The organism is Acinetobacter sp. ANC 4173 (genome assembly GCF_004331255.1).
In the GTDB taxonomy this organism is placed as follows: Bacteria; Pseudomonadota; Gammaproteobacteria; order Pseudomonadales; family Moraxellaceae; genus Acinetobacter.
Window position 1 is genome coordinate 24,046 of record NZ_SJOF01000027.1, and the last position, 26,646, is coordinate 50,691.

Annotated in this window: 26 protein-coding genes and 2 pseudogenes; 12 read left to right on the plus strand and 16 right to left on the minus strand. The window is 43.2% G+C overall.

All coding sequences use genetic code 11. The annotated features are described in order from the left end of the window. Positions 1-149: 149 nt before the first annotated feature. The gene (locus E0H94_RS18125; protein ID WP_131327757.1) at positions 150-1,025 is read right to left on the minus strand and encodes a LysR family transcriptional regulator; all 876 of its coding nucleotides are present in this window, start codon (positions 1,023-1,025) and stop codon (positions 150-152) included. Between the two features lie 118 nt (positions 1,026-1,143). Between E0H94_RS18125 and E0H94_RS18130 the strand changes: the two genes are divergently transcribed. From E0H94_RS18130 to E0H94_RS19025, 6 genes and pseudogenes are all read left to right on the plus strand, one after another. Then, positions 1,144-1,875, plus strand: a complete 732-nt coding sequence (locus E0H94_RS18130; protein WP_131327758.1) for an SDR family NAD(P)-dependent oxidoreductase — start codon at positions 1,144-1,146, stop codon at positions 1,873-1,875. Positions 1,876-1,931: 56 nt separating this feature from the next. Further along, entirely contained in the window at positions 1,932-3,005 is a 1,074-nt protein-coding gene (locus E0H94_RS18135) for an alkene reductase (RefSeq protein ID WP_131327759.1), read from the plus strand. An 11-nt stretch (positions 3,006-3,016) separates the two neighbouring features. Further along, on the plus strand, positions 3,017-3,748 hold the full coding sequence (locus E0H94_RS18140) for a pirin family protein (protein WP_131327760.1): 732 nt from the start codon (positions 3,017-3,019) through the stop codon (positions 3,746-3,748). Between the two features lie 24 nt (positions 3,749-3,772). Continuing rightward, complete coding sequence (locus tag E0H94_RS18145) at positions 3,773-4,378, plus strand: isochorismatase family protein (RefSeq protein WP_116730589.1); 606 nt, start codon at positions 3,773-3,775, stop codon at positions 4,376-4,378. Positions 4,379-4,526: 148 nt separating this feature from the next. Continuing rightward, positions 4,527-5,744: an efflux RND transporter periplasmic adaptor subunit gene (locus E0H94_RS18150; RefSeq protein WP_131327761.1), complete on the plus strand. Its 1,218-nt coding sequence runs from the start codon at positions 4,527-4,529 to the stop codon at positions 5,742-5,744. Between the two features lie 171 nt (positions 5,745-5,915). Continuing rightward, positions 5,916-6,092 (plus strand): annotated as a pseudogene (locus E0H94_RS19025) (IS5/IS1182 family transposase); the annotation flags it as partial. Between the two features lie 44 nt (positions 6,093-6,136). Here the strand turns inward: E0H94_RS19025 and E0H94_RS18155 are convergent. Together E0H94_RS18155 and E0H94_RS18160 are read right to left on the minus strand one after the other, a co-directional pair. After that, a complete protein-coding gene (locus E0H94_RS18155; RefSeq protein ID WP_131327762.1) occupies positions 6,137-7,297 on the minus strand; it encodes an alpha/beta hydrolase family protein in 1,161 nt (386 codons plus the stop codon). A 28-nt stretch (positions 7,298-7,325) separates the two neighbouring features. Then, positions 7,326-8,315, minus strand: coding sequence for a VOC family protein (locus tag E0H94_RS18160; RefSeq protein WP_131327763.1), 990 nt, complete (start codon positions 8,313-8,315; stop codon positions 7,326-7,328). Positions 8,316-8,556: 241 nt separating this feature from the next. On the opposite strand from E0H94_RS18160, the gene E0H94_RS18165 reads away from it, so the two are divergent. Next, positions 8,557-9,033, plus strand: a complete 477-nt coding sequence (locus tag E0H94_RS18165) for a MarR family winged helix-turn-helix transcriptional regulator (protein ID WP_131327764.1) — start codon at positions 8,557-8,559, stop codon at positions 9,031-9,033. Then, positions 9,030-10,211 carry a multidrug effflux MFS transporter gene (locus E0H94_RS18170; RefSeq protein ID WP_131327765.1) on the plus strand — a complete coding sequence of 394 codons (1,182 nt, stop codon included), beginning with the start codon at positions 9,030-9,032 and terminating at the stop codon, positions 10,209-10,211. The genes E0H94_RS18165 and E0H94_RS18170 overlap by 4 nt, the downstream gene beginning before the upstream one ends. A 29-nt stretch (positions 10,212-10,240) precedes the next feature. Here the strand turns inward: E0H94_RS18170 and E0H94_RS18175 are convergent, their stop codons facing one another. The 13 genes from E0H94_RS18175 to E0H94_RS18235 form a co-directional block, all read right to left on the minus strand. Continuing rightward, positions 10,241-10,849, minus strand: coding sequence for an NAD(P)-dependent oxidoreductase (locus E0H94_RS18175; RefSeq protein WP_131327766.1), 609 nt, complete (start codon positions 10,847-10,849; stop codon positions 10,241-10,243). Positions 10,850-10,874: 25 nt separating this feature from the next. Further along, the gene (locus E0H94_RS18180; RefSeq protein ID WP_227548678.1) at positions 10,875-11,627 is read right to left on the minus strand and encodes an SDR family NAD(P)-dependent oxidoreductase; all 753 of its coding nucleotides are present in this window, start codon (positions 11,625-11,627) and stop codon (positions 10,875-10,877) included. Between the two features lie 56 nt (positions 11,628-11,683). After that, the gene (locus E0H94_RS18185; RefSeq protein WP_131327767.1) at positions 11,684-13,126 is read right to left on the minus strand and encodes a carbohydrate porin; all 1,443 of its coding nucleotides are present in this window, start codon (positions 13,124-13,126) and stop codon (positions 11,684-11,686) included. Positions 13,127-13,213: 87 nt separating this feature from the next. Next, positions 13,214-13,978, minus strand: coding sequence for an SDR family NAD(P)-dependent oxidoreductase (locus E0H94_RS18190; RefSeq protein WP_131327768.1), 765 nt, complete (start codon positions 13,976-13,978; stop codon positions 13,214-13,216). A gap of 13 nt (positions 13,979-13,991) precedes the next feature. After that, positions 13,992-15,218, minus strand: coding sequence for an MFS transporter (locus E0H94_RS18195; RefSeq protein ID WP_131327769.1), 1,227 nt, complete (start codon positions 15,216-15,218; stop codon positions 13,992-13,994). A 49-nt stretch (positions 15,219-15,267) separates the two neighbouring features. Next, entirely contained in the window at positions 15,268-16,218 is a 951-nt protein-coding gene (locus E0H94_RS18200; RefSeq protein ID WP_131327770.1) for an NAD-dependent epimerase/dehydratase family protein, read from the minus strand. 1 nt (position 16,219) lies between these two features. Continuing rightward, positions 16,220-17,206: a fumarylacetoacetate hydrolase family protein gene (locus E0H94_RS18205; RefSeq protein WP_131327771.1), complete on the minus strand. Its 987-nt coding sequence runs from the start codon at positions 17,204-17,206 to the stop codon at positions 16,220-16,222. After that, a complete protein-coding gene (locus E0H94_RS18210) occupies positions 17,203-17,646 on the minus strand; it encodes a VOC family protein (protein ID WP_131327772.1) in 444 nt (147 codons plus the stop codon). Before E0H94_RS18210 ends, E0H94_RS18205 begins: the two co-directional genes overlap by 4 nt. Before the next feature lie 21 nt (positions 17,647-17,667). Beyond that, the gene (locus E0H94_RS18215; RefSeq protein WP_131327773.1) at positions 17,668-18,417 is read right to left on the minus strand and encodes an SDR family NAD(P)-dependent oxidoreductase; all 750 of its coding nucleotides are present in this window, start codon (positions 18,415-18,417) and stop codon (positions 17,668-17,670) included. Further along, positions 18,414-19,736: a histidinol dehydrogenase gene (hisD, locus tag E0H94_RS18220; protein ID WP_131327774.1), complete on the minus strand. Its 1,323-nt coding sequence runs from the start codon at positions 19,734-19,736 to the stop codon at positions 18,414-18,416. The genes E0H94_RS18215 and hisD overlap by 4 nt, the downstream gene beginning before the upstream one ends. 14 nt (positions 19,737-19,750) lie before the next feature. Further along, positions 19,751-20,773: an SMP-30/gluconolactonase/LRE family protein gene (locus E0H94_RS18225; RefSeq protein ID WP_131327775.1), complete on the minus strand. Its 1,023-nt coding sequence runs from the start codon at positions 20,771-20,773 to the stop codon at positions 19,751-19,753. A 10-nt stretch (positions 20,774-20,783) separates the two neighbouring features. Beyond that, entirely contained in the window at positions 20,784-21,914 is a 1,131-nt protein-coding gene (locus tag E0H94_RS18230) for an FAD-dependent oxidoreductase (RefSeq protein ID WP_131327776.1), read from the minus strand. Positions 21,915-22,285: 371 nt separating this feature from the next. Then, positions 22,286-22,705, minus strand: coding sequence for a winged helix-turn-helix transcriptional regulator (locus E0H94_RS18235; protein ID WP_131327777.1), 420 nt, complete (start codon positions 22,703-22,705; stop codon positions 22,286-22,288). Positions 22,706-22,847: 142 nt separating this feature from the next. Here E0H94_RS18235 and E0H94_RS18240 point away from each other — a divergent pair. From E0H94_RS18240 to E0H94_RS18255, 4 genes and pseudogenes are all read left to right on the plus strand, one after another. Further along, positions 22,848-24,437 (plus strand): annotated as a pseudogene (locus E0H94_RS18240) (phytoene desaturase family protein); the annotation flags it as partial. Between the two features lie 4 nt (positions 24,438-24,441). Continuing rightward, complete coding sequence (locus E0H94_RS18245; protein ID WP_111893401.1) at positions 24,442-24,663, plus strand: hypothetical protein; 222 nt, start codon at positions 24,442-24,444, stop codon at positions 24,661-24,663. 155 nt (positions 24,664-24,818) lie between these two features. After that, positions 24,819-25,250 carry a nuclear transport factor 2 family protein gene (locus E0H94_RS18250; RefSeq protein WP_131327779.1) on the plus strand — a complete coding sequence of 144 codons (432 nt, stop codon included), beginning with the start codon at positions 24,819-24,821 and terminating at the stop codon, positions 25,248-25,250. 131 nt (positions 25,251-25,381) lie between these two features. Next, positions 25,382-26,620: an MFS transporter gene (locus E0H94_RS18255; protein ID WP_165495637.1), complete on the plus strand. Its 1,239-nt coding sequence runs from the start codon at positions 25,382-25,384 to the stop codon at positions 26,618-26,620. Positions 26,621-26,646: the final 26 nt, after the last annotated feature.

Below are 26,646 nucleotides of genomic sequence, written 5' to 3' on the forward strand. Positions count from 1 at the left end.
TCCTTGAGAATATATTTGAGCTTTAAAATTAAAGTAGATTAGATAGTCTTTAAATTTATTTGTTTGACAATCATTCATTTTAGAAGTCGTATCCAACCTCGTACAAAATCCCTTTAGTAGTGTTTAAATATAGATATTCCATTTAAACACTACTTTAGTCTATTGCGTAAAAATTCAATAAAACGCTGTGTTTTAGCAGGCAAAAGTCTTGTTTCTGTTAAAGCGTAAACAGAAATGGGTATACCTTGCCATTCAGGTAAAATCTTACGAAGAAGACCTTGATCTAATTCTTTAGTAACAATACCTTCGGGTAACAGAGTTATGCCTTGATTTAATACAGCAAGCTGCTTAATCATACCGATATTGTTCAGCATAAAACGGCTTTTTACATTAACCTCAATTTTTTCATTGGTATCATCCTTGCTCAGTTTCCATAACCCCCCTTTTGGGAATCCCAAACATTCATGCTGAATAAGATCATTGGGATGTTTGGGTTCACCAGAAACTTCAAGATAATGTGGACTTGCATAAAAATAAACAGGAAGCTTTACCAATAATCGTGCAATCAAAGTTGAATCTTTTTGCTCACCCATACGAATGGCTAGATCAAAAGGCTCAGTAATCAAATTCACCTGACGCGGTGTTAGATCAAACTCAAAATGAATACCTGGATAATGATCCGCAAACTCGACCAAAAGTAGTGCTAAATAATTAATAGCAAAATCTACAGGTAAGGAAACTCTTAAAAGTCCTGTCGGTTGCGCTAAAATATCACCTAATTCCTCATGTGCTAGCCTTGCTTCTTCAACAATCCTTCTGCAACGCTCATAATAAATCTGACCTGCTTCTGTTAGCTCCACTTTCCGTGTTGTCCGATGGAGCAATCGTAAACCTATTTCTTTTTCTAAATGACTAATTCTTCTTGATAATGTTGAACTTGGCATATTCAAGTTATCAGCAGCTTTTCTAAAACTCATCACTTTGCAAACTTCTACGAACAACGCCATATCATTAAGAAATTCCATCCAAATTATCCCATTAATGGATTAATAATTTCCATTTTACCATATTTATCCCAAAGGCTAATTCGTTAATACTATTTCTACTTACTGGCATATTTAACTTTTAATAAGGAATAGTGACATGTCTAAAGGAACCGCTGTCATCACTGGTGCAGCAAATGGTATTGGTCAAGCTTATGCTCAAAGATTAGCAGCCGATGGTTTCGATATCGCTGTTGCAGACGTTGTAGATGCAGCCGCAACTCGTCAACTTGTTGAAGCAGAAGGACGTAAATTTTTCTCCGCTATTGTTGATGTCACATCACCAGAGTCCACTCAAAAATTTGCAACTGAGGTTGCAGCTAATATGCCTCCTGTTGCCGCATTAGTGAACAATGCTGGAATTTATCCATGGAAATCATTTGAAGATACTGATTATGAAACATGGAAAAAAGTGATTTCTGTCAACTTAGATGGTGCATTTCTGATGAGCAAAGCATTTGTTCCTGTCATGAAAAATAATCAGTTTGGCAGAATTGTAAATGTAACAAGTACAACATTTTGGCTGAATGCGCCAGAGATGACAGCTTATATAGCAAGCAAAGGTGGTGTGATTGGTTTTACTCGTGCGTTGGCGAGTGAAGTAGGTGCTTTTGGTATCAATGTTAACGCGATTGCACCTGGTTTAACCAATACCAAAACCATGCATGGAATTAACGCAGATATTTTTGAGTACTTACCAAAACAGCAAGCAATTCCTCGAATGATTGAACCACAGGACATTGTTGGAGTGGTTTCATTCTTATGCTCTACAGACTCAGGCTTTGTTACAGGTCAAACGATTGCCGCAGATGGCGGTCAAGTTCGTATCTAAGAAAATCAGACTGAGTTACATCAAATTATCTAAATCAATTTATTGGACAATGAATCATGAATCAAATACTTAAACCTATTCGTATCGGTCAGTATCAATTAGCGAACCGACTAGCTATGGCACCAATGACACGATCACGTGCTCAGTTTGATGGAACACCTGGCGAATTAGCAACCGAATACTATACTCAACGTGCAAGTGTTGGATTAATCATTGCTGAAGGTGCTCAACCCTCTGAAGATGGTCAGGGCTATTTAGCAACACCAGGTATTTATACAGATTCACATATTGCGGGCTGGAAAAAGATCACTAATGCAATACATGCTAAAGGTGGACACATTTTCATTCAATTGATGCATGCTGGTCGTATGTCACATCCTGATAACACACCACATCATCGTCAAGCTGTTGCTCCTTCATCTATTGCTCCAGGTACAGGTACATTCACACCAACTGGAATGCAAGAAATTCCAGCACCTCGTGCATTGACGACTGAAGAAATTAAACAAACAGTCCAAGATTTTAAACATGCTGCCCGATCTGCAATTGAAGCAGGTGCGGATGGTGTGGAAATTCATGGTGCAAATGCCTACCTAATTCAACAGTTTTTTGCACCAAGTGCAAACACACGTACAGATGAATATGGTGGTTCTATTGAGAATCGCGCTCGTTTTGCCATTGAAGTAGCAACTGCAATTGCAGAAGAAATTGGTGCAGATAAAACTGCGATTCGTCTTTCTCCAGGTGCGCTACTTTGGGGAATTGATGAAGGTCAAGAAGGCCCTGAATTATATCGTTATCTCGTGAAAGAGCTTAATAAACTAGGACTCGTATATTTGCATGTTATGCATCTTGGCAATGAAGAACTTTTGCAAGATATACGCCAACTATGGACACAGGCATTAATCATTAACCGCCCTGGACGTCCGCGCGAAAACATCGGAACAGATATCGAATCAGGTTTAGCAGATCTAGAGTCTTATGGACAAATGATCCTCGCGAACCCTGACTTTGTAAGTCGTCTGCAACACAATTTACCAATGAATGAAGCAGATAATACGACATATTATGGTGGCGATGCACAAGGCTATGTCGATTATCCAACTTTAAATACATCTACTGAAATTTAAAGGCTGCAATTATGTCTATTGTTATCGCTCAAGTTCAACGCGCTAACCATGGTCGTCAATTTCATGGCTATGGATTACGTGCAGAAGCATCGCTTATTTCTCCAATCCTTGGTGTCGATCACTATTGGATGAATGCTCCGACTTTCCCTCCTCACCGTCATCAGGGTATGTCTGCTGTCTCTTACTTGTTAGAAGATTCTGAAACAGGAATGGCGAATCGTGACTCCATTGGGACTCAAAATCTCATTCAGGCAGGAGGGCTACATTGGACCACGGCAGGTCGTGGTGTATCGCACGAAGAAGTTCCTGCTGAGGTTGGAAAAACTGTCCATGGATTACAATTTTTTGTAGATCTATCTGAATCCAACAGCCTAATTGAGCCTTTTCCATTAATTCTTGAGGCTCAAGATGTCCCTGTAATTCACCTACCAAACGCTAAAGTACGTGTGCCATTAGGTAGTTATGGTGATGTTTATTCTCCAATGAACCCACCAACCGAAGTGACGATGCTCGATATTTCACTACAAGATGGTGGTGAGATCACTGTACCAATTGCTATTGGTCACAATATGTTTGCGATGCCTATTGCGGGAATATTTGAAGTAGAAGGTCAAGAATTTAATCCCGAGAATCTTAAACTTCCCGTATTCCCAGCCCAAAAAGTTTCTCGCGATATGACGTTTAAAGCCACTCAAGGCAATGCTCATATCGTATTGTTCAGCGGACCTCCGCTATTTGCTTAATCTAATCCAAAGAAGGAATTTACTATGACTAACCAATACTTTACTGCTGAAAATTCAGCATTACTACTTATTGATCATCAAGTTGGTACGATGCAACTGATCAAAAATATAGACAAGGAACTTGCTGCTAAGCAGTCAATTGCATTGGCTAAGATGGCTAAGATTCTTGGCATGCCTGTAGTTATTACCTCTAGCCAAGAAGAAAATGCTCAAGGACCAATTCTGCCAGAAATCGCAGAGATTCTACCTGAAGCTTATGAAGCTCGTGTTAAGCGTCCAGGTGTGGTTAATGCTTGGGCATATAAAGAATTCCATGATGCAGTGGTTGCAACAGGTCGCAAAAATCTAATTATGGCGGGTGTTACTACAGATGTCTGCCTTATTTTCCCAGCAATAGATGCTGCAACTGAAGGTTTTGCTGTGCAAGCTGTGATGGATGCTTCTGGTTCACCAAGTGATTTATCAGAAGAGTTTTCGCGTCAGCGTATGCATGATGCGGGCGTTGTACTCACAGCTACTAATACGCTCATGGCTGAAATCGCGCAAGACTGGTCTACTCCTACTGGACAACAATTGATTGGTCTGTTGTTTACAGATGTATTCCCAGCACTAGGTGCTGAAATTGCTTAACTGCAAGTAAATGGTTAAGGCTATTTATTTCGACATATAGCCTTAACTAATCTTTATCACAAATAATTTTTCCAAATTTAAATTAACAAGCGCTGAGCTATTTCTCTAAAGATCCTTTAGTAATGCAATAGATAAAGAATCCACATTTATGAGTCAAGGTGTCTCCCCAGATCAGAAATCGCCTATTACTCAAGAGACTAATGTCATTCAAAATACAAAGTCTAAAATTTATTGGATACGAGGGGTAGCCACGGTAATACTCTTGATTATTCTGATTTTAGCTATTGTTTGGTACTTTAAATATCAAAGTACAACAGAATACACAGAGGATGCTTATGTTGATGGCAACGTTGTACAATTAACTTCTCAAATAGCTGGAACAGTTATAAATTTTGCGGCTGATAATACGGATTACGTCAAATCTGGGGAATTAGTTGTTCAGTTAAATTCTGTAGATCAAGAAATCCTATTTGAGCGAACGAAAGCAGAATTGGCTAAGGCAATCCGAAGCGCACGTACCCAATATTCCCATGTCTATCAATTACAAGCTGAAGTTGAACAACGTCAAAATGAAGTATTGAAAGCTAAGGAAGATCTAAAACGTCGTTCTGATCTTAGTGCTATTGGTGCTATTTCTAGTGAAGAATTGAGTCATGCCCAAGATCAACTGAAAAATGCCCAAGCTGCCCTCATAGCAGAAAATCAATCACTTATACAGAGCTGGGCTATAGTTGATGGGACAAGTCTTCGGACACATCCGGATGTTCTGACAGCAGTAACTAACTTACGTGATGCATATGTGTCTCGTATGCGTACGTCAATTAGCTCTCCTGTAGATGGTATTGTCACTAAACGCAGTGTGCAATTAGGTCAGCACATTAATCCAGGTGTGGCACTCATGTCTATCGTTCCTACAAATGAACTCTGGGTCAATGCTAACTTCAAAGAATCGCAACTAAAACATCTTCGTATTGGTCAACCTGTTGAATTGACATCTGATGTATATGGGCGAAATGTTCTTTACCATGGAAAAATCGTTGGTTTAGATGCAGGTACAAGAAGTGCATTTGCGCTTTTACCTGCCCAGAATGCAACAGGAAACTGGATTAAAGTAACACAACGTGTATCAGTCCGAATTGCCTTAGATCCTAAAGAGATTATAAAAAACCCACTACGCATAGGTCTATCCATGCGAGTCACTGTCAATACTAGTGACCGAAATGGAGAAATAATCCGTCAAAATGCGGCTCCAACTTTTAAATACAAAACCCAAATCTATGATCATGAGCTAAAAGATGCAGATAGGATTGTAGAATCTATCATTCGAGAAAATGAAGGAAACTCTCCTCAGAAGAAACAAATATAGGCTTAGTTATGTATAGAAAACACTATGCACTTTTAATGGTACCCATATGTTATCTCATTAACACATCACGGGTTTCAAGAATCAGGCCATCGCTAAGATTATCGATTGAAACAGTTCTATAATTCATTTGGCAGTAGATTGAAGAAAGCAGATGTCAAAAGAAAATATTTCAAGAAATCCAATACCCAATCAAACAATGATTATATGGACTGATACTTATATAAAATTAGACACTTGGTTGAGAATACAGTTGCATGACTCAAACAATTTAAAGGAATTGCTAAATGCTATAACAAGCTAAAGCAGAACTACGGAAATTCAGTTGCTTTAGCTTGTATATTAATTTAGCCACAGTTATGAAATGTCAACAGGCACTAATTATTCAATGCATTTTAGCGCAATTCCCCACCAAATCGTTCAGCAATCCAATCCGCAATATATGAACCAGCATTTGCAGTATTATCTAAACTACTGTGTTGTATACCACCTTCTCGCTCCGTAAAGATTTTTAATTCACGGTCTGGGCTATTTACCAACTGAGCATAAGACTGATGTGCATATTCTAATGGAATCTGTTTATCCGCCTCACCATGTGTGACCAAGAATGGGACTCTAATATTTTCTAGCACATCATTTAGATGTACATTTTGTGCGATTTCCATGAATTCATCCATGTCTTTTGCTCCCCACACCCAACGTACATGCTCCCAGTAGTGAGGTACAGGATTTTCACCCTCTCGTTGTAATCGACGTTTTTGCATTTCCCCCCAGTTATGGTTCGCACCCCACACCACGCCTAACGCAAAGCGAGGTTCAAATGCTACGGCACGTGGGCAGTAATAACCACCAAGTGAAACGCCCAATAAACCAATTTTCAAGGCATCAACATCAGGACGCTGTTCCAAATAATCAACTACTTTACTTGCCCATTGTTCTGTTTCAACCACAGCAGTCAGACCATGTAAGCGTAGCGCTTCCCCTGTCCCAGGTTGATCAATGAATAAGCTAGAAATACCTCGTTTTGCCAAAAGTTGTGGAAAGAATCCAGCACGATAGACCATTTCTTTAGTGGAATCTAAACCATTAATCACGACTAAACATGGTGCTGGTCCCTTTACCCCTTCTGCATGAGTATATAAACCTGCAATGATGCCATCTTGGTATGGAATTTCAACTCGTTCACACGGCTCTTTAGCCAATTGCATCCCTTGTTGAAAGGTTTCTAGAAATTTGGCATATAAGGCTTTACGTGGTGCATAACTATGCGCCTGCATCCGCTCTGCTGTAATATAATAAATCGCTGCACGATTCAATTTATCGCCCGCACTCAACATACGACCAGTGGCTTTATCTTCTTCTGCAAGTGCCAGTAAATTGTCACCACCCTGTTCCCAAGAAGCTAAAAATGCCGCTGTGCCTGGGTCATCGCCCTCTTTGGCAATGTCTGCGAGTGGACGACACATCGCCTCAATTTCACCAATTTTTGCGCCCATTTCAATCGCAGCAGCGACCGCTAAACTCCAAACATAATTGGTTTCAAAATATTTAAACATCCTGTTTATCCTTTACAAAGTGCTAGGTTTATTCGGTTTTCAATTCACGCATGTAGGCTTCTTCACCTTGATAAAAACCGACATCCCAAGGAATTTCATCCAACATAAAGCTTGGAGGTTTCGTCATCCAAGATGCTGTACCAAAGCGAAATTCCCATTCACGTGGTACCCAGTTGTCATCTAAATAGTCAGTATCTGCACCATACTCAGTTTCACCACCCACTGGAGAGTCGAAATAGCAGAAAATTGCTGAACCAATTCGATGACGTCCAATCCCCAAGAAACCATGCGTCCAACCACGTTTCGTCATGTGATTGGAACCAATCATGACCTCATCAAAATCTTCAACCCCAAAACAAGTATGATGGAAACGTGGAATACCACCTGCTCCTGGCACCTCACAGTTCAATAAGAAAGTATTGTGATGTTCATGTGCCCCATCTGCACGTAAATAAGTGCCAATACCTTTTTGATGATCGGACATGCGAAAGTTCAAACGATCACGAAAGAAGGCGAATGTTTTCCAATAATCTTTGACTGCAAAGACCACGTGATTAATCGTTTTTGGAATAGCACGTCGACGCCATTTTCGGTGTTGATTCAGACGATTAATATTGCCAGATGAGTTAATCGGATCAGTAGAATAAATCACTGTCTGACGATCAAAGACGCGCAATGCCAAAGGCAAACCGCAATCCGAGTAGAAACGCCAAGCGCCATCATCCCCTAAAGTAACTTCACGGTCCTGTTTTAAATCATCGACCAAACGTTGCAGATTATCTTCAGTATCGACGCCCCAAATGGTTTCCTTAACACCAAACCCTCTATACGCCGAGTCATCGGGCATAGAAGCGTGATCAATCGAGCGTACGATTACCGTTGAACCTTCTGCCAGACGATAAATGGTTTCTTCTACACTTGAACTTAAACGTTGCAAACCAAAATCGTCTAAAAATTGTGATGCTTTTTCAAGGTCTTGAACCCCGTAAAGCAATGTATCAATACCGACTATTGCCATAGCTAAATTCCTTTTTAATCCCTATCTCATTTCAAATAATGATGATTTGGAATTCAGATTAGTCTGCGATCTCACAATCCACAAATGCTTTATAAGCATGGCTGGTATCTACAAAACAAATAGGTTCTATTTGAATCAATCCATCCTACAAATCAATAATTATGAACGCACGTTCTAAACTTGATTTTTATTCCTATGAGAATTATATTCTCAAAGGAATATATTTTAAGCCTGTAAACCTATGTCCCAATCTCCTTCACTTGGTCATTATCTGGACCATTTACATGCACTTGTTGCGACAGTGCTATTTCCACATATGGGTAAAGCCTTAAATGGTGAATTTTCTTTTAGTCAACTCAACACCCTGTTCCTGCTGTATAAGCAGGGTTCATGCAGTATTGCCGAAATTGCGGAAAATGCAGCGATCTCCCACAATGCCGCCAGCCGCATGGTCGATCGTCTGGTGCAAGGTAACTATGTGACCCGTGTCGAAGATGCACAGGATCGTCGTCATAAAAAGGTTTCTCTTACCCTGTCTGGCTTCAATAAACTCAAGGAGTTACAGATTATTACCACTGATGTCTATAATCAGATTTTCACCGTTGTACCCGATGAGTTAAAACACAAGCTTGAAGCAACCTTAAAGGAAATTGAGCCATTTCTACCCCAAACCACCCGTTTTGTTATCGATCAAGATGGAGTGCAAACCAAGAGATGAATTCTACCTATCTTAAATACTCAATTATTTTGGGAGTTTTGACTGCTTTTGGTCCTATTTGTACAGATTTCTACTTGCCTGCTTTACCGCAAATCACCCATGACTTAAATGCATCTATTCCACAATCGCAACTCAGTTTGACGGCAGCCTTAATTGGCCTAGGCGTTGGACAGTTATTTTTTGGTCCGTGGAGTGACCGTATCGGTAGAAAAAAACCGCTAATGCTTTCCTTGGGACTATTCACTTTAAGTTCAATTGCTTGCATGTTTGTACAGGACATGAGTCAAATGGTCATCATCCGTTTTGTACAAGGTTTTTCCGGTGCAGGTGGTGCTGTCCTTGCTAGAGCAATTGCCAGTGACCGTTATTCAGGCACACAATTGGCACAGTTTTTTGCCTTGATTATGGCAATTAACGGTATCGCTCCCATACTTGCACCTGTACTCGGTGGTATACAATTGCAGTTTACCCAGTGGCAAGGTCTATTTGCCAGTTTATCGGCTTTAGGTGTGCTTATTTTTCTAGTCTGTTATTTCCTAATTGATGAATCACACGATCCGAAACGAGTTGGACAGTTACAACAATCTTTCAAGCTCGCGCAGGCAAATGTACTCAAGGATAAAACTTTTATTGGGCTATGTTTAATGCAAAGCATGATGATGGGCGGATTATTTGCTTATATTGGTGCATCTTCTTATGTATTTCAGGAAACTTATCATTTCTCGGCTCAAAGCTATAGCCTACTATTCGCATTCAATGGCATAGGATTAATTATTTCAGCTGTTACAACAGCCAAACTTTTGAATCATTTTTCTGAAAAATATTTATTAGCCACGGCGGTTACAATTGCTGTGATTACAAGTTTGGCATTATTGGTATGCAGCGCATTACAACTCCCTATCTTGCTCTGTCTTGTTTTGCTATTTATTACAGTATCTACTGTCAGTGCAATCAGCTCATTAACCAGCGCTCTTGCTATGGCACGGCAGCATGAATTTTCAGGTACTGCATCCGCTTTACTCGGTTTTATGATGTTTGCAATAGGTGGAATTACTGCGCCTCTGACCACCCTCTTAGGAACGTCCTTATTGTCCATGAGCGTGGTGATTTTTGTCTGTTATTTGCTTGCGGGTTTGATTTTCAAATTTACTTTCCTGCAAAAAACACAAAGTGTATAAGTAAAAAAGGGGCTTTTGTTGCCCCTTTTTTAATACCCCACCGTAAACCGTTGACAAATATGTTGTGGCTGCTCTAGCTCATTAATTAATGCGATTGCATAATCTTGTGTCGATATAGAACTCAACCCATCTTGCATTAATAATTCATCTTGACCCAATCGAAACTTACCTGTGCGCTCACCTGATTTAAAAATCATAGATGGTGACAACACCGTCCAGTTTAAATCAGACTGTTGTCGTAAGATGTCTAGAATCGCAATACCCGCCAAAGCTTCAGGTTTCACTTGTTCAGGAAATTTCGGATCATCGACTAATCTTTTCCCTGATGCAAGTGTCAAACCACCTGCACCGCCGACCATCAAAAAGCGTGGTACTGCTGCTTGCTTTAAGGCACTGAGTAAATTCTCAATCTGGGTATCGGTAAAATGTACCGCACTAATCACAGCATCTAGTCCTTTAATTAATGGAGTTAGTTGTGCCGTGTCATTAATATTTGCCTGCCGTGCCTCGACCTGTGTATGCTGCGCAATTTTTTCGGGAGAACGTACAATTGCCGTGATCTGATGCCCCCGTGCCACCAATTCATGTAAAATACTAGATCCTGCCATACCACTTGCGCCAATCAGTGCAACTTTCATTTTATTGTCCTTTTCTTGTTTGCTTTTAGAATAAAAATCCACCATCAACATTAAATACTTGTCCAGTCATATATTTAGACTCATCTGAAGCAATAAATGAAAGTACACCAGCCAAATCTGATGGCACGCCATTTCTTGGAATGAGTTGACTATTTTTTACGGCATCAAAGAGGCTCTCTGGTAATGCCTGTTCACTTCCAGCATGCTTAATCAAGCCCGGTGATATTGCATTGACGGTAATTCCATAATCACCCAATTCTACGGCCAAAGCACGAGTCAAACCGATAACACTCATTTTAGCTGCAATATATGCCATGAACCCTTTTTGTGGTCGCCCAGTATTGCTTGAAGCCAAATTTACAATTCGCCCCCAACCTTGTTCTATCATTTTCGGTGCAAAGCCCTGACTTAATATAAATGTGGCATCGACATTCACCGCGAAGGTTTTATTCCATTCCGATAAGTCAGTTTCTGCGAGTCGTTTTAAAGGAATATAGGCAGCATTATTGACCAATACATCGCAGCCACCGAAATCATTCAGCACTTGTTTGACTAAATGTTTCACTTGATCAGGTTGGCTCAAATCACATTGATAGGCTTTTGCATTGCCACCAATGGCTTCGATTTTCTGAATCAAAGGTGTGCAATCGACATAATCAACTAAAATCACCTGAAAACCGTTCATTGCAAGTTTTTGTGAAAATGCTTGCCCTAAACCACCAGCCGCACCCGTAATTAAGGCCAATTTTTTCTGTTTTGCATTGTTTTCCATCATCATTTACCATCTTTTTATCTTTAAACAAATAGGGAAGTTTTTCACTTCCCCTTATACATTTAATGTGCTGTTTTACCAGACAAGCCCAAGATTTGATCTAATTTCATATGTAAAGTTGCGCCAAATGACACACCAGATTCAGGATTTACCGCACTGTAAGGATTTAACATGCTGTTGCTGTCCCATGAATACATCACAAACGGGCTTAGGATTACGCCTTTACTTAAGATAAAATTGGCATCTAAAGCCAGCGCTGTTTCAGTCTGACCAACCTTATAACCCGACCCACCAGCTGCCAAATTGGCATCTTGCAAGAAGTTTTGTTCTGCATCGGTTAAATGTGCCCATTGAAAACTCAGACCATAACTATCAAATGGTCGAGACTCAAACATGTGATTAAACAAAATTCCAGCATTTCCCTGATTTTGAATCCCCTTTGTATTTTCATCATTAAAGGTCTGAGTCATGCTGGCATAAGCAGAAATCGATTTTGGTACGGGACTATCACTTTCCCCATGATCTGCACGCCATAGGGTTTTCTTCGCACCTAAATAAATACCTGAAACACCTGAGGTCTTATCCACAGCACTCGAAGTATCAAATACTTTTGACGTGTGATTCACCGTGTAGTAGGGATTGGTTTGTTTGCCATCATTGTAAAAGCCCATCACCTCATAAGAGAGAGGATATTTTTCCATCGAAAAATCTGTACGATAAGACATATTCGCGAGATAGACATTACTCATTTGTCCACCAATGTCGCCAGAATTTGACTCCCAACCATTCGTGAATGGAAATGCCGCATCGCTCCGCCACCAACCCGTTTGTACGCGAAGTTTCGGACTCAAATCGTAAGCCATACGTGCACTCCAGTTCGCATAAGGCGGCGGATTAATCCCCACGATATTTTGTAAAGTGGCACTGACACATAAGGTTGGCGAATTACACATCGGTAATGCAAAATAGTTGCCTGCATTACTTTTTCCTGCTTCTAAAGTTAATTTGTCATCCAGTAACTTTTGTTCATAGGTAAACAACGTCAGATGGCTAGTTTTAGGAATATAAGGGCCAAGCGTCCCAACAATCGTACTACTGGCTTGCATACCATAATTTAAATTATGGATCCAAGGTGCAAAAAGATGCTCATAATGGATCGTACCGCCAGACAACCCAATCATTTTTTCCAAATCCAATGATGCACCTACCGTAAAGATTGAAACTGACTCACTTTGATCGGTTTCGACCCCAACTCCTGGATTGGCAAAGTACAACTGAGTAAAAGTTAAATGCGGTGTAATACCGTGATCTACGAGCCATTGCCCCTGATTTGCCAGTGGTCCATCTTTCGATTCTGGCATAGGGTTCTCAGGTATTTGCACCTGTGGTCCAATTCGTTCATTTGGTGTCTGATTGTTTTGTGCCAACAGAACATCTTCATCTGCTCGTGAGATTTGGCTAAATAAAACACCCAGCATCGACACCATCAATATTGTCTTTTTCATTAGAATTCCTTTCTTCAATTTTTTAAATGCAAAGCATCTCTATAAGAATTTATAAAATTCTTATTAATCAGTAATTTATTTTTTAAACTAAGAAGCAGTTGCTCCAGCATCTACCTTAATATCGGTACCCGTGACCCATGCCGACTCATCCGATGCTAAATAAACCGCAGCCCATGCAATATCTTTGGGTTGACCAATTCGCTGTCGCAGAATTTGCTTACTGAGGGCTTGCTGTTTAAATGCTGGATCTTGCTGCATATGTTCCCGAGTTGCAGCAGTTTCAATCAGCCCTGGAGAAATGGTATTGGCCCGAATCTGAAACGCCCCGCCTTCCATGGCCAGTTGCCGCGTCATCGCCAAAATCCCTCCTTTACCGGCACAGTGTGCCAGAGCAGGAGAACCTTCCAGTGCCATCCATGCATTGGCTGAAGCAAAGTTAATAATTGAACCACCCTGCTGTTTTAACGCCTGCCATGCTTCCTTGCACAGCAAAAATACGATATCCAGCTCCCCAACCAAGGTTTGTTTCCAATGCTGATAACTCAGTTCCTCAATCGGGTGAAAATGGGCAAACGCAGCAGCATTGACCAGTACATCAATTCGTCCGAACTTCGCTACAGTTGCCGCAACCAGTGCCTGAACCTGTTCAGGCTGAGTCAGGTCACAAGTTGCAATACTAATCTCCAAACCTTGTTGTTGTACTTGCGCCTGTGTCTGCTCAGCCAGTGTCGTGACAATGTCACAACCCATAACCTGTGCACCTTGAGCTGCAAACATCAACGCGCAGGCTTTGCCGATACCATTACCAATCCCCGTGACGATTGCCACTTTGTTATGTAGCCGCTGCTGCATGTGATTTTCCTGCCTATGCTTTGTCTGGTGTTGCTACAGGTTGAGTTTGAGTTCCTTTCACAAATCCTAGAACTAAAGCAATCAACGCCAGTGGAATCAGTACCCAGCCTGCCAATGCCAAGGTATTAAACAGATTCCCTGTGAACTTGGTCGCTGCTACAAACAGAATTGGGCTAAAGAACATCCCTAAACAGTAACTGCCATACCACATGCCTGTCCCAATACCACGTTTAAACCAAGGCAGATTTTTCATGTTCCAGATCGCCAAAGTCGGCAACAACAAGCCACAACCAAAACCATTGAGTAAGGCATATAACAATACTTGATCCGCAGAAGTTGCATGTGACATCAACAAGAAACTGAGCCCAATCAAACCAAAGGCGATAAACAGGTTATGACCGACTTTAAGCTTCAAGCGTGAGAACAGATGTACGCTCAATGTACCAGCCACAATCAGGGCACTACATGCAGAGGAAATATTGCCTGCCACTTTCGGTGAAGTTTCACCAATTGAACCCAAGATAAACGCCATTTGGATTTGTAAAATCATAAACGCCAAGGCGCCAATACAGGTCACTACACAGATGAAAAATAACAGTTTCGGCTGAAAGGTCACGGCTTGTGCTTCATGATCATCATCGGCCGACATTTGCTGTTGCTTCGGCTCCCACAACATAAATGCACCCAAGATGCCCAACACCACAGGCACAGCATAAACTGCATACGGTACACGCCAGCCAAACTCACCAAGCACACCGCCAATCATAAAAAATAGAATCGCTGAACTAGATGCAAAGGTGGTCTGTAAAGCCAGATAACGCTGACGTATTGCACCTGAATAATAATCACCAATCAGCGTCGTACTGATGGTGACAATCACGGCTTCAGCCATACCCAGAATGACACGGCTGCCAATGATGGCATACAAGCTATGTAGGAACAGCGGTAACACACCGATTAGACTGTAAATGAAGGTCGCCATGACCAACATTTTTTTACGTCCGTATTTGTCGGCAATCAGCCCCACCACAGGACTGAGCAATGCCACCAACAACCCCGGAATAGTCAGGGCAATCGGCACTAAAAACTCCACATTGGGAATGTTAGAAAACTCTGCCTGCATTTGCGGCAGACTCGGAGCAATGACAATTGCTGCCATTGGGGACAAACAGTTAAGAATCAGCAGTAAATAAGCAACAAACTTACTTTTTGATTCGAAGTTATCGCTAATCATGTTCATAATAAACCACTCCTTGGTTTATGGATCTGACTCAAGCCTGTGAAAGCAATCAGTCGAGATTTAAAGTATTTTTAATGAGATGTTGGATAGATCCATCATGTTTAAAGCCGAGTGCATCTGCCCGTCGGGTATGAATCTCAGGGTATGCGCCAAAATTTTTCTCAAGTTGTGGATTATTGCTGTCAAAACTGACCAGCTTTTCGGTATTTAGGGTAAATTCTTGTGCCAAACCATCTACCATCTGCTGCATGCTCAGACGTAGTACAGGCAAGGTAAAGACACGGCGATCCTGTTGTAACTGTTCCTTAGGCAAAGCTGCGGCATGAATCAAATTGTCAACACAGCATTTCGCCGACATCCACCACGCCACTGCATGCTCTGACACAGGACAGGCAAAAGCACGCTGCTGTGACAAGGTCCAGAACACATCACTCATAAATGCCGACAACAAGCCTGAGGGTTGCTGTGGACGCGCCACAATCCCCGGTAAACGCACCGCGACACCATCAATCCAACCCTTACGGCTAAAATCATCCAGCACAATTTCGCCAAACTGCTTTTGTCCCGCATAAGTCAAATGCGGTTTCAGCGGGGTGTCATCATCAACCTGTTCAGGCAAGTCTGAGCCATATACCGCTATAGTGCTGGCAAACACGACACGAGGACAGTTACCTTGCTGCTTGAGTTGTTCAAACAGAAATAACATCGCATCGACATTGACCTTGCGGCTCAGTTCATAATTTTGCTCAGCCATACCACCCGGAATACTGGCCAAATGAAACACCACATCGGCAGGTTGTTGTAAGGCTTGTTCAATCAATGCCGTATCGGAAAAATCGCCCTGATAATACGCTACGCGTGGGTCAGTGCTGCGCTCTTGAAACTGTAAGTCCAGTAAGCTGAGTCGGCTAAAGTTGCACAGTTCATGTTGCTGATCGAGCAAGGCTTTCACTAAGTTCGACCCCACAAAACCGTTTGCGCCTGTAACGAGAATGTGCATATTACACCTCCTGATATGGGACAAATTGGTGGTTAATCTTGCCGAAAATGCTTTGTCCGTCTTGCCCTTTCATTTCAAACTGTAAGCGGTCGCCAAATTTCAAAAATGGGGTTCTCGGCTCACCCTGTTCAATGATTTCAATGGCACGTTTTTCTGCCAAGCACGCTGAACCGACTTCTTTGTAGTTCTGATTGGAAAATGTGCCTGAGCCTAAAATAGTGCCAACTTTCAGGTTACGGGTCCGCGCCAGATGCATCACCAATTCAGGAAAAGAGAAACTCATTTCTTCGCCATTCGGATGTCCAAACCATTCACCATTGCACTGAACTTCCAAAGGCAGTTTGATACGTCCATCATGCCACGCATCGCCCAATTCATCGGGTGTGACTGCAACAGGCGCAAACACGGTGCTTGGTTTAGCACGTAGTGGGCCGAAACCGATGCTGACTTCTTTAAACAGGTGCGCACGTAAGCTGACATCATTCAGCAGCATAAACAGTTTGATGTGTTTTTCAGCCTGTTCTGCCTGTACGCCCATTGGCACATCATCCAGAATGACTGCAACTTCACCTTCAAAATCAATCTGATGCTCTTCACCTGGTACTGGATAATCATCACACGCACCCAAAAAGTCATCACCTGCACCCTGATAAATAATCGGCACACCTTTGTCTTTTTTAATGTCGAGTTTGAATGCCTGTTCCATCAATGCACCATGATTTAGAAATGCTGATGCATCTGCCCACTGGTAAGCACGCGGCAACGGTGCCATGGCTTGAGCTGGATCAAAAGCAAAAGCATCTTGTTCAGTAGCCTGATTCAGGGCTGCATATTTTTGTTGCAACTTCGGCTCGGCTTCATCCCAGTTTTCCAAGGCATCTTGCAGGGTTAAGGCAATGCCTGTTGCCAAAGTCGCGGTTTTTAAATCTTTAGAAACGATGACCAAGCGACCATCTCGACTACCATCTTTGAGTGTTGCCAATTTCATTCTGCTGTTCCTTCATTGTTCCATAAATCAGGATATTCAATCAGTTCAATCAAATTCCCAGTGTTATCGCGCAAAAATCCCATTGCTGTTCCGCCAATCACTGCTTCAAATACAATGTCGGCATTTTTTTCTCGAAGCTCGGCAAATGCCTGTTTGGCATCTTGCACGGCAAAACAAAGATGTTTATGCCCATGGGTTTGCACATCGAGGTTGGGCATACGGCGTTCGTCTGGAAGCGGCTGCGCATTCGGCAGCTCAAACAGTTCAATACGAAAATCACCGCGTTGAATAAAGGCAATCTGCGCAGGAATCTGTTCGATAAATTGCTTTTTTTCCAGTTCAAAACCCAAGTAATTGCAATACCACGCGATACTCTCGTCCAGATCGGCAACGCTAATGCCCCCATGATGCGGTTTCCACGCAAAAACATCCTTGCTCATCGTGCTGTTTTCCCTATTGTTTTATAAAATCTGACGCCCGCCATCCACTGGAATAATTGCGCCTGTGGTAAAGGTCAGTTGGGTTGCCACTGCAACGACTGCTGCAGCGACTTCCTCAGGCAATGCCAAACGCCCCAGTGGTGTTGACTGCGCCTGTACATTGCGCCAGTCTTGGTCTAAGCCTTTGACAAACTCGGTATCTGACAAACCTGGGGCAACCGAAACCACACGAATTTTGGGTGCCAAGGCACGTGCCAGTGAAATGGTCAGATTGTCTAGTGCCGCTTTAGAAGCGCAATAGGCAATATTGCTGCCCATCGCGGTACGTGCGGCAATCGAACTGATATTCACAATCAAGCCATCATCACTTTGCTCAAGCAGTGGTTGCAAGGCACGCACCACCGCAATTGCCCCGCGAACATTGGTGGCAAAAATCGTATCAATCAAAGCATCATCCAGACTGGCAAGGTCACGATGCTCAACAAAGCGCGTCGTGCCTGCACAGTTCACCACCATGTCACAGCGTCCAAAATGCTGCTGAATTTGAGTTGCCAAATCAGCTAGGGCGGCACTGTTGGTGACAGGCGCTGCCGCCAACAAGTGCCCCTGTTCCACCTGAGGCAAACTGTCGAGCACATGCTGGGCTTTCTCGGCAGACTGGTTATAGCCCACCACAATACTTGCGCCCTGTGCTGCCAAAGCTGAACAGATGCTATGCCCCAAGCTACCTGTCGCACCCGTGACTAAGGCAACTCGACCTGCAAGTTTCATGCGCTTGCCTCAACAATCACAGGGGTAGCATGTTCAGCTACACTTGGCTTAAAACGGCGCACGCGAATATCCGCCTGTTCTTTATGCCCAGAGAAATGTTCCAGTGCACAGAGGCGTGAACACACTTCACCAATCGCCACACTGGCTTCATCGGTCAAAATACGTTGATAGGTATGGGTTTTAATAAATTTACCGACCCACAAACCACCTGTGTAACGTCCTGCCCCCATGGTTGGTAGGGTATGATTCGTCCCGATGACTTTGTCGCCATAGGATACATTGGTACGATGTCCCAAGAACAAGCCACCATAACTGGTCATACGTTCTAAGAACCAGTCAGGGTCTTTGGTCATGACCTGTACGTGTTCACTACAAATGCGCTCAGACTCTGCCAACATTTCTTCGTCGGTGTCACACAGAATAATTTCGCCATAATCGCGCCATGACACGCTGGCAATCGGTGCAGTGTCCAAACGAGCCAAGACTTTTTCAATCGCAGCAGGTAATTCATCCGCAATTTTCTGGCTCGTGGTCACACAGTACGCAGGTGAAGTTGGACCATGTTCCGCTTGTCCAAGTAAATCGACTGCAACCAGTTCAGCATCGACCGTGTCATCACAGATCACCATGGTTTCAGTCGGCCCTGCAAACAGGTCAATCCCGACACGACCATACAGTTGACGTTTGGCTTCGGCCACAAAAGCATTACCCGGTCCGACAATCATATCCACTGACGCAATCTGTTCTGTACCCAGTGCCATAGCTGCAATTGCCTGTACTCCGCCCATTACATAAATTTCATCCGCACCTGCCATCGCCATCGCGGCAATAATTTCAGGGGATGGTTTGCCATCAAACGGTGGTGCACAGGCAATCACACGTTTTACGCCTGCCACTTTTGCCGTCAAGACACTCATATGTGCCGATGCCAGCAGCGGATATTTACCGCCAGGAATATAACAACCAACCGAATTCACTGGAATATTTTTGTGTCCCAAAACTACGCCCGGCAGTGTTTCAACTTCCACATCACGCATGGACTGCAACTGGATTTGTGCGAAACGGCGGATTTGTGCCTGTGCAAATTTAATGTCTTCAATTGCCTGTTTCGACAAGCTGTCGATACACGCCTGAATTTCAGCTTGGCTTAAACGGAAAGTTTCAGGATTCCAGCGGTCAAATTTTTCAGAATATTCACGCAGCGCTGCTTCACCACGCTGTTCAATCGCCTGAATAATGTCTTCAACCGTCTGACGCACTTGGGTATTCAGTTCTGCTTTAACTTCGGCAGGTTTGCCTTTTTTGAGATGTCGAATCATGTGGATCTACTCCTTTATTTCCAATGTCTTAATTTTTGTCCTGCTACAGGCGAACGGAAAAATGGAATCCGTGTGCCCTGTAAACTGCCTAAATACACCGTTTTTAAATCTGCCCCGCCAAAAGTGATGCTGGCCATCCACGGTGCGAGTTTGCCGCGCGATGCCTGCATAATTTCAGGGGTTAAGGTCTTGCTTTTATAATGCTGATTGAGTCGGGCATTGGCTTCAGGATGGCTGTCATCCAAAATGGTCACGACTTCCCGTTCGGGGGTAATCGCAATCAGCTTGTCGACCATGACCAGTGTTACCCATAGATTCCCATAGACATCGAAAGCAAATCCGTCTGGGAATCCTTCGAGTTCTTCAGGTCCATAGACTTCACGTGCAGATAAAGTTGCGTCGTCAGCAACCCGAAAACGACTAATACGTCGAGCGTTACTTTCCACCACATACAGCCACTCCTCCTTGTCATCGAACCGGATTTCATTGGCACCGCCGAGCTGTTCAGCCACCACGCGAATGCCATGTTCATCAATCACCCCGATATAGCCATCCAGTTCAGTCGAGTTAATCGACTCAGTCCATGGCTGCATAGTGGTGGTGACGGTAAACCAGATTCGTCCTTTTGAATCAATTAACGGGAAATTGGTTTTCCCTAGTGGTTGACCATCCAGCTGGTCATACAACACTTCAACCTGTGCGGTGTTTTTATGTAACTTTTCAATGCGGTCTAAACCCCAGTTACAGATAATAAAGTCGCCTTCATCAGTCATCGCCATACCATTCGGCAAAGACGCGCCTTGCGCCTTGACATAACGGTCTTCAAAGCTGGCATCTTCATCTGCTGCTGAAACTTCAGGAGCAATCAAAGTCTGCTGACCTTGTGCATCAATGTGCATCACTCCACCGCGAGCATCGGCCACCCAAAGCGAATCGTCAGGCTGGGCAATAATGCACTCGGGACGCTGCAAGTCTTGACCCACAAACTGAATGTCATCCAAGCTCAACGTCCAGCTTTTTAAAGGATTTGGCTGCATGGTCATCTCCTTAAATCGGCTGTGAAGTCACTTCAATCATTTTTGCCATCATGCCTGCAAAATTGGCATCTGGCGTTGGGCGTTGTTCCCATTCGCCAATCTGCAATGAACCTTCATTGATAAATTTGCAGCGCTGATAACGACGCTCCATAAAGCCATCCAGTACATGCTGTACATCAGGTGCAGATGCCGCTAACTCGCCCAGTACCACTGCATCTTCAACAGCTTGCGCGGCGCCCTGTCCCATGTGTGGTGTGGTGGCATGTGCTGCATCGCCAATCAACAGCACACGTCCGTTGTACCACGGTGCAGGCATCAAAAGTGCCTCCAGTGGGCGGTATACCACCTGACTCGGATCTGTAATTTGCTGTTTTAAATCAGGAATCAAGCCACCAAAGCCATCCAGACGTTTCTGGAATTCATCAGCAAGGCTGTTCGGGTCAAAGAATGGATTACCTGGTTCTTCCCACACCGCCAAGATATACAGACTGTCTTCAGTCAATGGGGTATAACCGACTTTACCGCCTGACTTGCCTTCAAACATGTGTGAATACATCAAGTCTTTTGGTCGTGGCAAGTTATAGCGCCATACGCCTTGCCCTGTGAATTTTGGCTTGTACTGTTCGCCAAACACATAGCTACGCACTTTGGAATACACACCATCTGCACCGACCACCAAGTCATAGCTGTCTTGTGTACCATCGGTAAACGTCACCAGTGCTTGCTCAGGTGTTTGCTCAATCTTTTCAAAGGTCAAGCCCAGTTTGAGATTCACCCCTTCACGCGCAATGGCATCCAGTAAGACCTTATGCAAGGCCGGTCGAGTCAAGCCCAAATTGGCAGGATATTGCTCACCTGCAAGCTGAGCACCACTCAGTTCAGCTTTCACTTCACCTTCAACATTACAGATGCGTAACCCCTGATAAGGAAAGCCCGCTTCCACGGCTTGATCGGCAATACCGAGCGCTGCCATGGCACGAATGAAGTTCGCCTGAACCACAATTCCGACATGATAGACTTTCGGTTCTGCATTGATTTCAATCACATCGACCTGTGCAACACCTGCTTGGCGCAGTGCAATTGCGGTAGATAGACCACCAATTCCACCGCCGACAATTAATACTTTTTTTAGCGCACTCATGATTTTTTTACACTCCATGTTCCATTTAGAATCGGCTATTGGACACGCAACTCCTTGTTCCAAATGGCTGTTTCTATATTGGCAAAATCGAGAGGATTCAATCCAATCGCTTTGCGCTGTTCCATGAAACTAAAATACATGCTGCACAATCATTCATGAAATTTATTGTTTAGATTACTTGTATCCATGTAACAAATACATGGATGTAATTGAATTAAATTGCCTTAAATTATTTTTTAAAAAGTAAACCCCTATCCTCAGAAATCACAGTATCTGAAGTAGTAGGTTTGAAAGAGAATTCGAAGAAATTGACAAATGAATTTTATTATTTTTAATAGCGCATAATATTTATTCTAGAAATATATAGCAGCCTAATGGGCATCGTATTCAGCTCGACAAGCATTTATTTGTACTTCATGCACCTCTAGCCAGCCAATTAATCGATTCAGCTCCTGTACCATTGCCTGACCCAGATCCGTCAAACCGTACTCCACCTGAGGCGGCACTGTCGGAATCACGGTGCGCTGAATAAAACCATCACGCTCACAAGCACGTAGCTTCAAGGTTAAAATACGTTGTGATACGGGCGAATCTGCCATCGAGTTGATTTCTTTGAGTAACTGGGTATAACGCATAATCCCCGTACGTAAAATCATTAAAATCAGCGGCGTCCAGCGATCACCCAGACGGCTCAGGGTTTCACGCACAGGTCCATGTGGGTCATTGCCTTGCTGCACACGTCTACGAAATTCTTCCAGATCAACATTCTGCTGTGAGTGCAACCCATCCATTGTGGCAACTTCCTTTAAAAACATCTTGCATAACGAACATTTATGTAACTAGCATACAAAAAAGTGCTGTCTTCCGCATCCAATTTTTTGTCTTTATGCTTAGCCAAAATCACAAAGCTTAAAACGGAAAAAGGAAAGGAGTGACATGATGTCTCAATACGACGTAATTGTGATTGGCGCTGGGCATAACGGATTAACTGCCGCGTCTTACCTTGCCAAAGCAGGCAAGAAAGTTCTGATTTTAGAGCGAAAATCTTATGTAGGCGGTGGCGTATCGACCCGTGAACTCAACACCCCGGGCTTTTGGCATGATGAGCATTCCAGTGTACATATCATGATTCAGGGTAACCCGATGATCCGTCAGGACGAATTGGGTTTATTTTCTAAATTTGGCTTGAAGTACAACTATTCGGAAGTACCGTATGCCTCGGTTTACGATGATGGCAGTGCCATCATTTGCTACAAAGATCTCGACAAAGCCTGCGAATCGATTGCCCAAGTTTCCCCTAAAGATGCCGAAACCTATCGTAAATTGGCACAAAAATCTGCGGCATTGATTCCAATGCTGCTCTCTGGATTCTATTCGCCTCCGTTACCGATGGGTGCGATGGTCGCTATGATGGATCAAAGTGTAGAAGGTCGTGAAATGTTCGATGCGATGCAACGCAGCACTTACGATTTGGTCAACCAACTCTTTGTACATGACAAAGTCAAAATCCATATCTTGCGGGTACTCGCTGAAAACCTACAATTACCTGACGAACTCGGTACAGGGATGGGACTGTTGGCATTTATTGGCATCATGCATACCTATGGCGTTTCACAGCCTGTGGGCGGCAGTGGCAAATTGTCTGAAGCATTAGAGCGTTGCTTCCAACATTATGGTGGTGAAGTTCGTCTCGATGCCGAAGTTAAAAAAGTCCTGACCTCCAACGGCAAAGCGGTTGGGGTGGAAATGCGCGATGGCGAAAAAATTTATGCCAAAGATGCCGTAATTGGTGCACTGCATCCACATGTGATTGACCGCTTTATCGATGGGCTGGATGAAAATGTCGTCCGTCGTGCCAAAAATGCCACACTGGCCCCATTTAGCTTGTTTGTCAGTCACTATGACTTGCACACCCCTGCTGAGTTTTATGCGCATAAAGATGTCAGTAAAGGCACTATGTTGACTATGCTCAGTACGGAAAAACTATCCGAATTGATGGACGACTTCGATGCACTGCGTCGCGGCAAGGTATCCAAACGCCGCTTAGTGGCTGGTGGTGATGAAAGCCTGAATGACCCGACGCGTGTGCCTGCGGGCAAAGGCATGTTCCACGGCATTACATTCGCACCTTATGAACTTGCTGAAGGTGGTTCAGCACGCTGGGATGAATACAAGGAAGAATTTGGCGAACTGAGTTTGGCTGCCTATCGCAAATATGTGAAAAACCTGACTTCGGACAACATTATTGCCCGTAGCTTCCATTCTCCACTGGATTTGGAACGTAGCTCACCAAACTCGATGGTACGTGGTGATGTGCATGGCGTAGCCCCATATTTTTACCAATCTTTTGCACACCGACCAACCCCAGACTTGGGCCGCTTAACGGTACCAGGTCTCGACAATATGTATCTGGTGGGTCCATTCATGCATCCGGGTGGTGGTGTATTTGGCGCAGGACGTGCCACGGCCATCAAAATGTTTGATGACATGAATATTGATTTCGACAAAGCTGTAGGGAACTAAAATTATGAAAGTCTATGGAAGTGATAATAGCGAACTGATGAATGTTAGTGCCATTGAACGTAATGGCAATGAGCTGATTTTAAAAGGCAAAATTTTCGGCGCAATGCCGATGACGGCAAAGCTCAGACCTGAGGAGGCTCGGGCTGCACTGAAACTCCTCAATTTTAAAACGGTATTATTTTTAATTACCTTACTGTTCCGCGCTTCGATCAAACCGAAGAAATAAAGTCTTAGCCCAAGCACAGGTTTTTTCTGTTTCTCTATATTCCCATCCCTCAGTTTTCATTCCGATCCTTGGATCGGGATGAATCATCCAAAACAATAAATCCGCATAAATTGACATGATGTCAAAACAACTCAATCAAGCATGGAAAATAGCACATGGATCAACAATATTTTCTGGATCACTATATCGGCAAATTTAATCGACAAGACCCCGCAGGTTTTGAAGAATTTTTTGCGCCCAATATCAAGATGTTTAATGGCGGTCTGATTTTTGAAGGTGTTGAAGCGGTTAAAGAACATTATCGCCAAATCTGGAGCGTGATGCGTGAAACCCTGAATGTCAAAGAATACCTACCTGTCAGTGACAGTCGCTTGGTGATTGAACTGCACACCCATTTTGATGTTCCAGAAAGCCAAACTGAAACGCCATTTGGTGAAATCAAACAGGGACAACAGTTTGATTTTCATGGTTTAATTCTTTATAAAATTGATGAAAACCATCAGTTTTATGAAGTCCATGTTTCTTATTTTAACTTCATCAAAACCGATGCCGACGGCACGAAAACCAATCTTGGCATGCCGCATTAAGCCGATTACACCCCAAATAAGGATATGTTCGAAACGGTGAGAAAGCGCACCTTAAAGCGAATTGTTTTATATTGCAGTCAATCCGCTCAAAGATGAACCTTTTCTCACATCTGTTGAAGATCGAGGGAATTATGCATCAAGGAAAAACTACCATTGAAAAAGTGGTCGGGATCAAATCAGGCTTTACCACGCTGCTGTTATTGCTCTTTGTCTGTTTATCGCCCATGGCGGCGATTGTCATGGCACCGAGTCTACCCAAGATTCAGCAACACTTTGCCCATGTTCCACATATTGAATATTTAACCCCGATTGCGTTAACCATCCCAGGTTTAGTTATGGCAATCGTCAGCCCACTGATTGGATTCCTCGCGGACAAATTTGGTCGTAAAAAATTACTCATCCTCTCCACTGTGGCTTATGGAATAGTCGGTTTAGCCCCAATGTTCCTTGATCAATTTTATTTGATTCTGATTTCTCGGGTGATTTTAGGCTTATTTGAAGCCGTGGTTCTTACCGTGAGTACAACCCTGATTGGCGATTATTATTCTCCAACCTTAAGACAGCGCTACCTCGCCTTACAGGTCACAGCGGCATCAACCTCAGCCATTTTGTTTTTTGCATTGGGAGGATATTTGGGCGGCATTAGCTGGCGTCTTGCGTTTATTGTATATGCTGTACCGCTCATTTTTGCCGTTCTCGGTCAGATGCTGTTGTGGGAACCTAAAATCAGACGCAGCAAAGATCTTCATCTCGATACAGCCCATCAGGATGATGCAGTGAAGTTTCGTCCGAATTTTATGTTAGCCATCTGGATCACGGCATTTATTGCGGCTGTCTCGTTTATGATCTTACAGATACAGATTCCCTATCTGTTAAATAGCATAGGTGAAAGTTCGCCGAAAACCGCAGGCAATATTGCCGCACTTTCAACGGTGTTTATTGTTTTAGGCACATTTGCAGTGCAATACATGATCAAGAAATCCACACCGATGTCACTCAACTTACTGATTGGCTTTGGTTTAATTGGCATCAGTTTTATGTTGTTGGCAACTGCACAAAGTGCACAGCAGGTTTTGATTTACGCCATCATCAACAGCTTTGGTTCAGGGATTTTATTGCCCTCAGTCACATTCTGGAACATGCGCCACTTACCGCAGGAAAAACGAGGCTTGGGCACAGGAATCTGGAACAGTTTTTATAATTTTGGGATGTTTTCTAGCCCGATTTTAATTGTTTATCTGAATGGTTTTACAGGCAGTTTAAAAATGACACTGGCACAGCTTGGTCCATTATTGCTGGCTTTTGCCGTGTTTTGCATGCTTTTCGACTTATTCAGACATTTGATTGTTAAAGCGAAACTCACAGCTTAATTTTCCGAGCATCAAAAGGGCTTTAA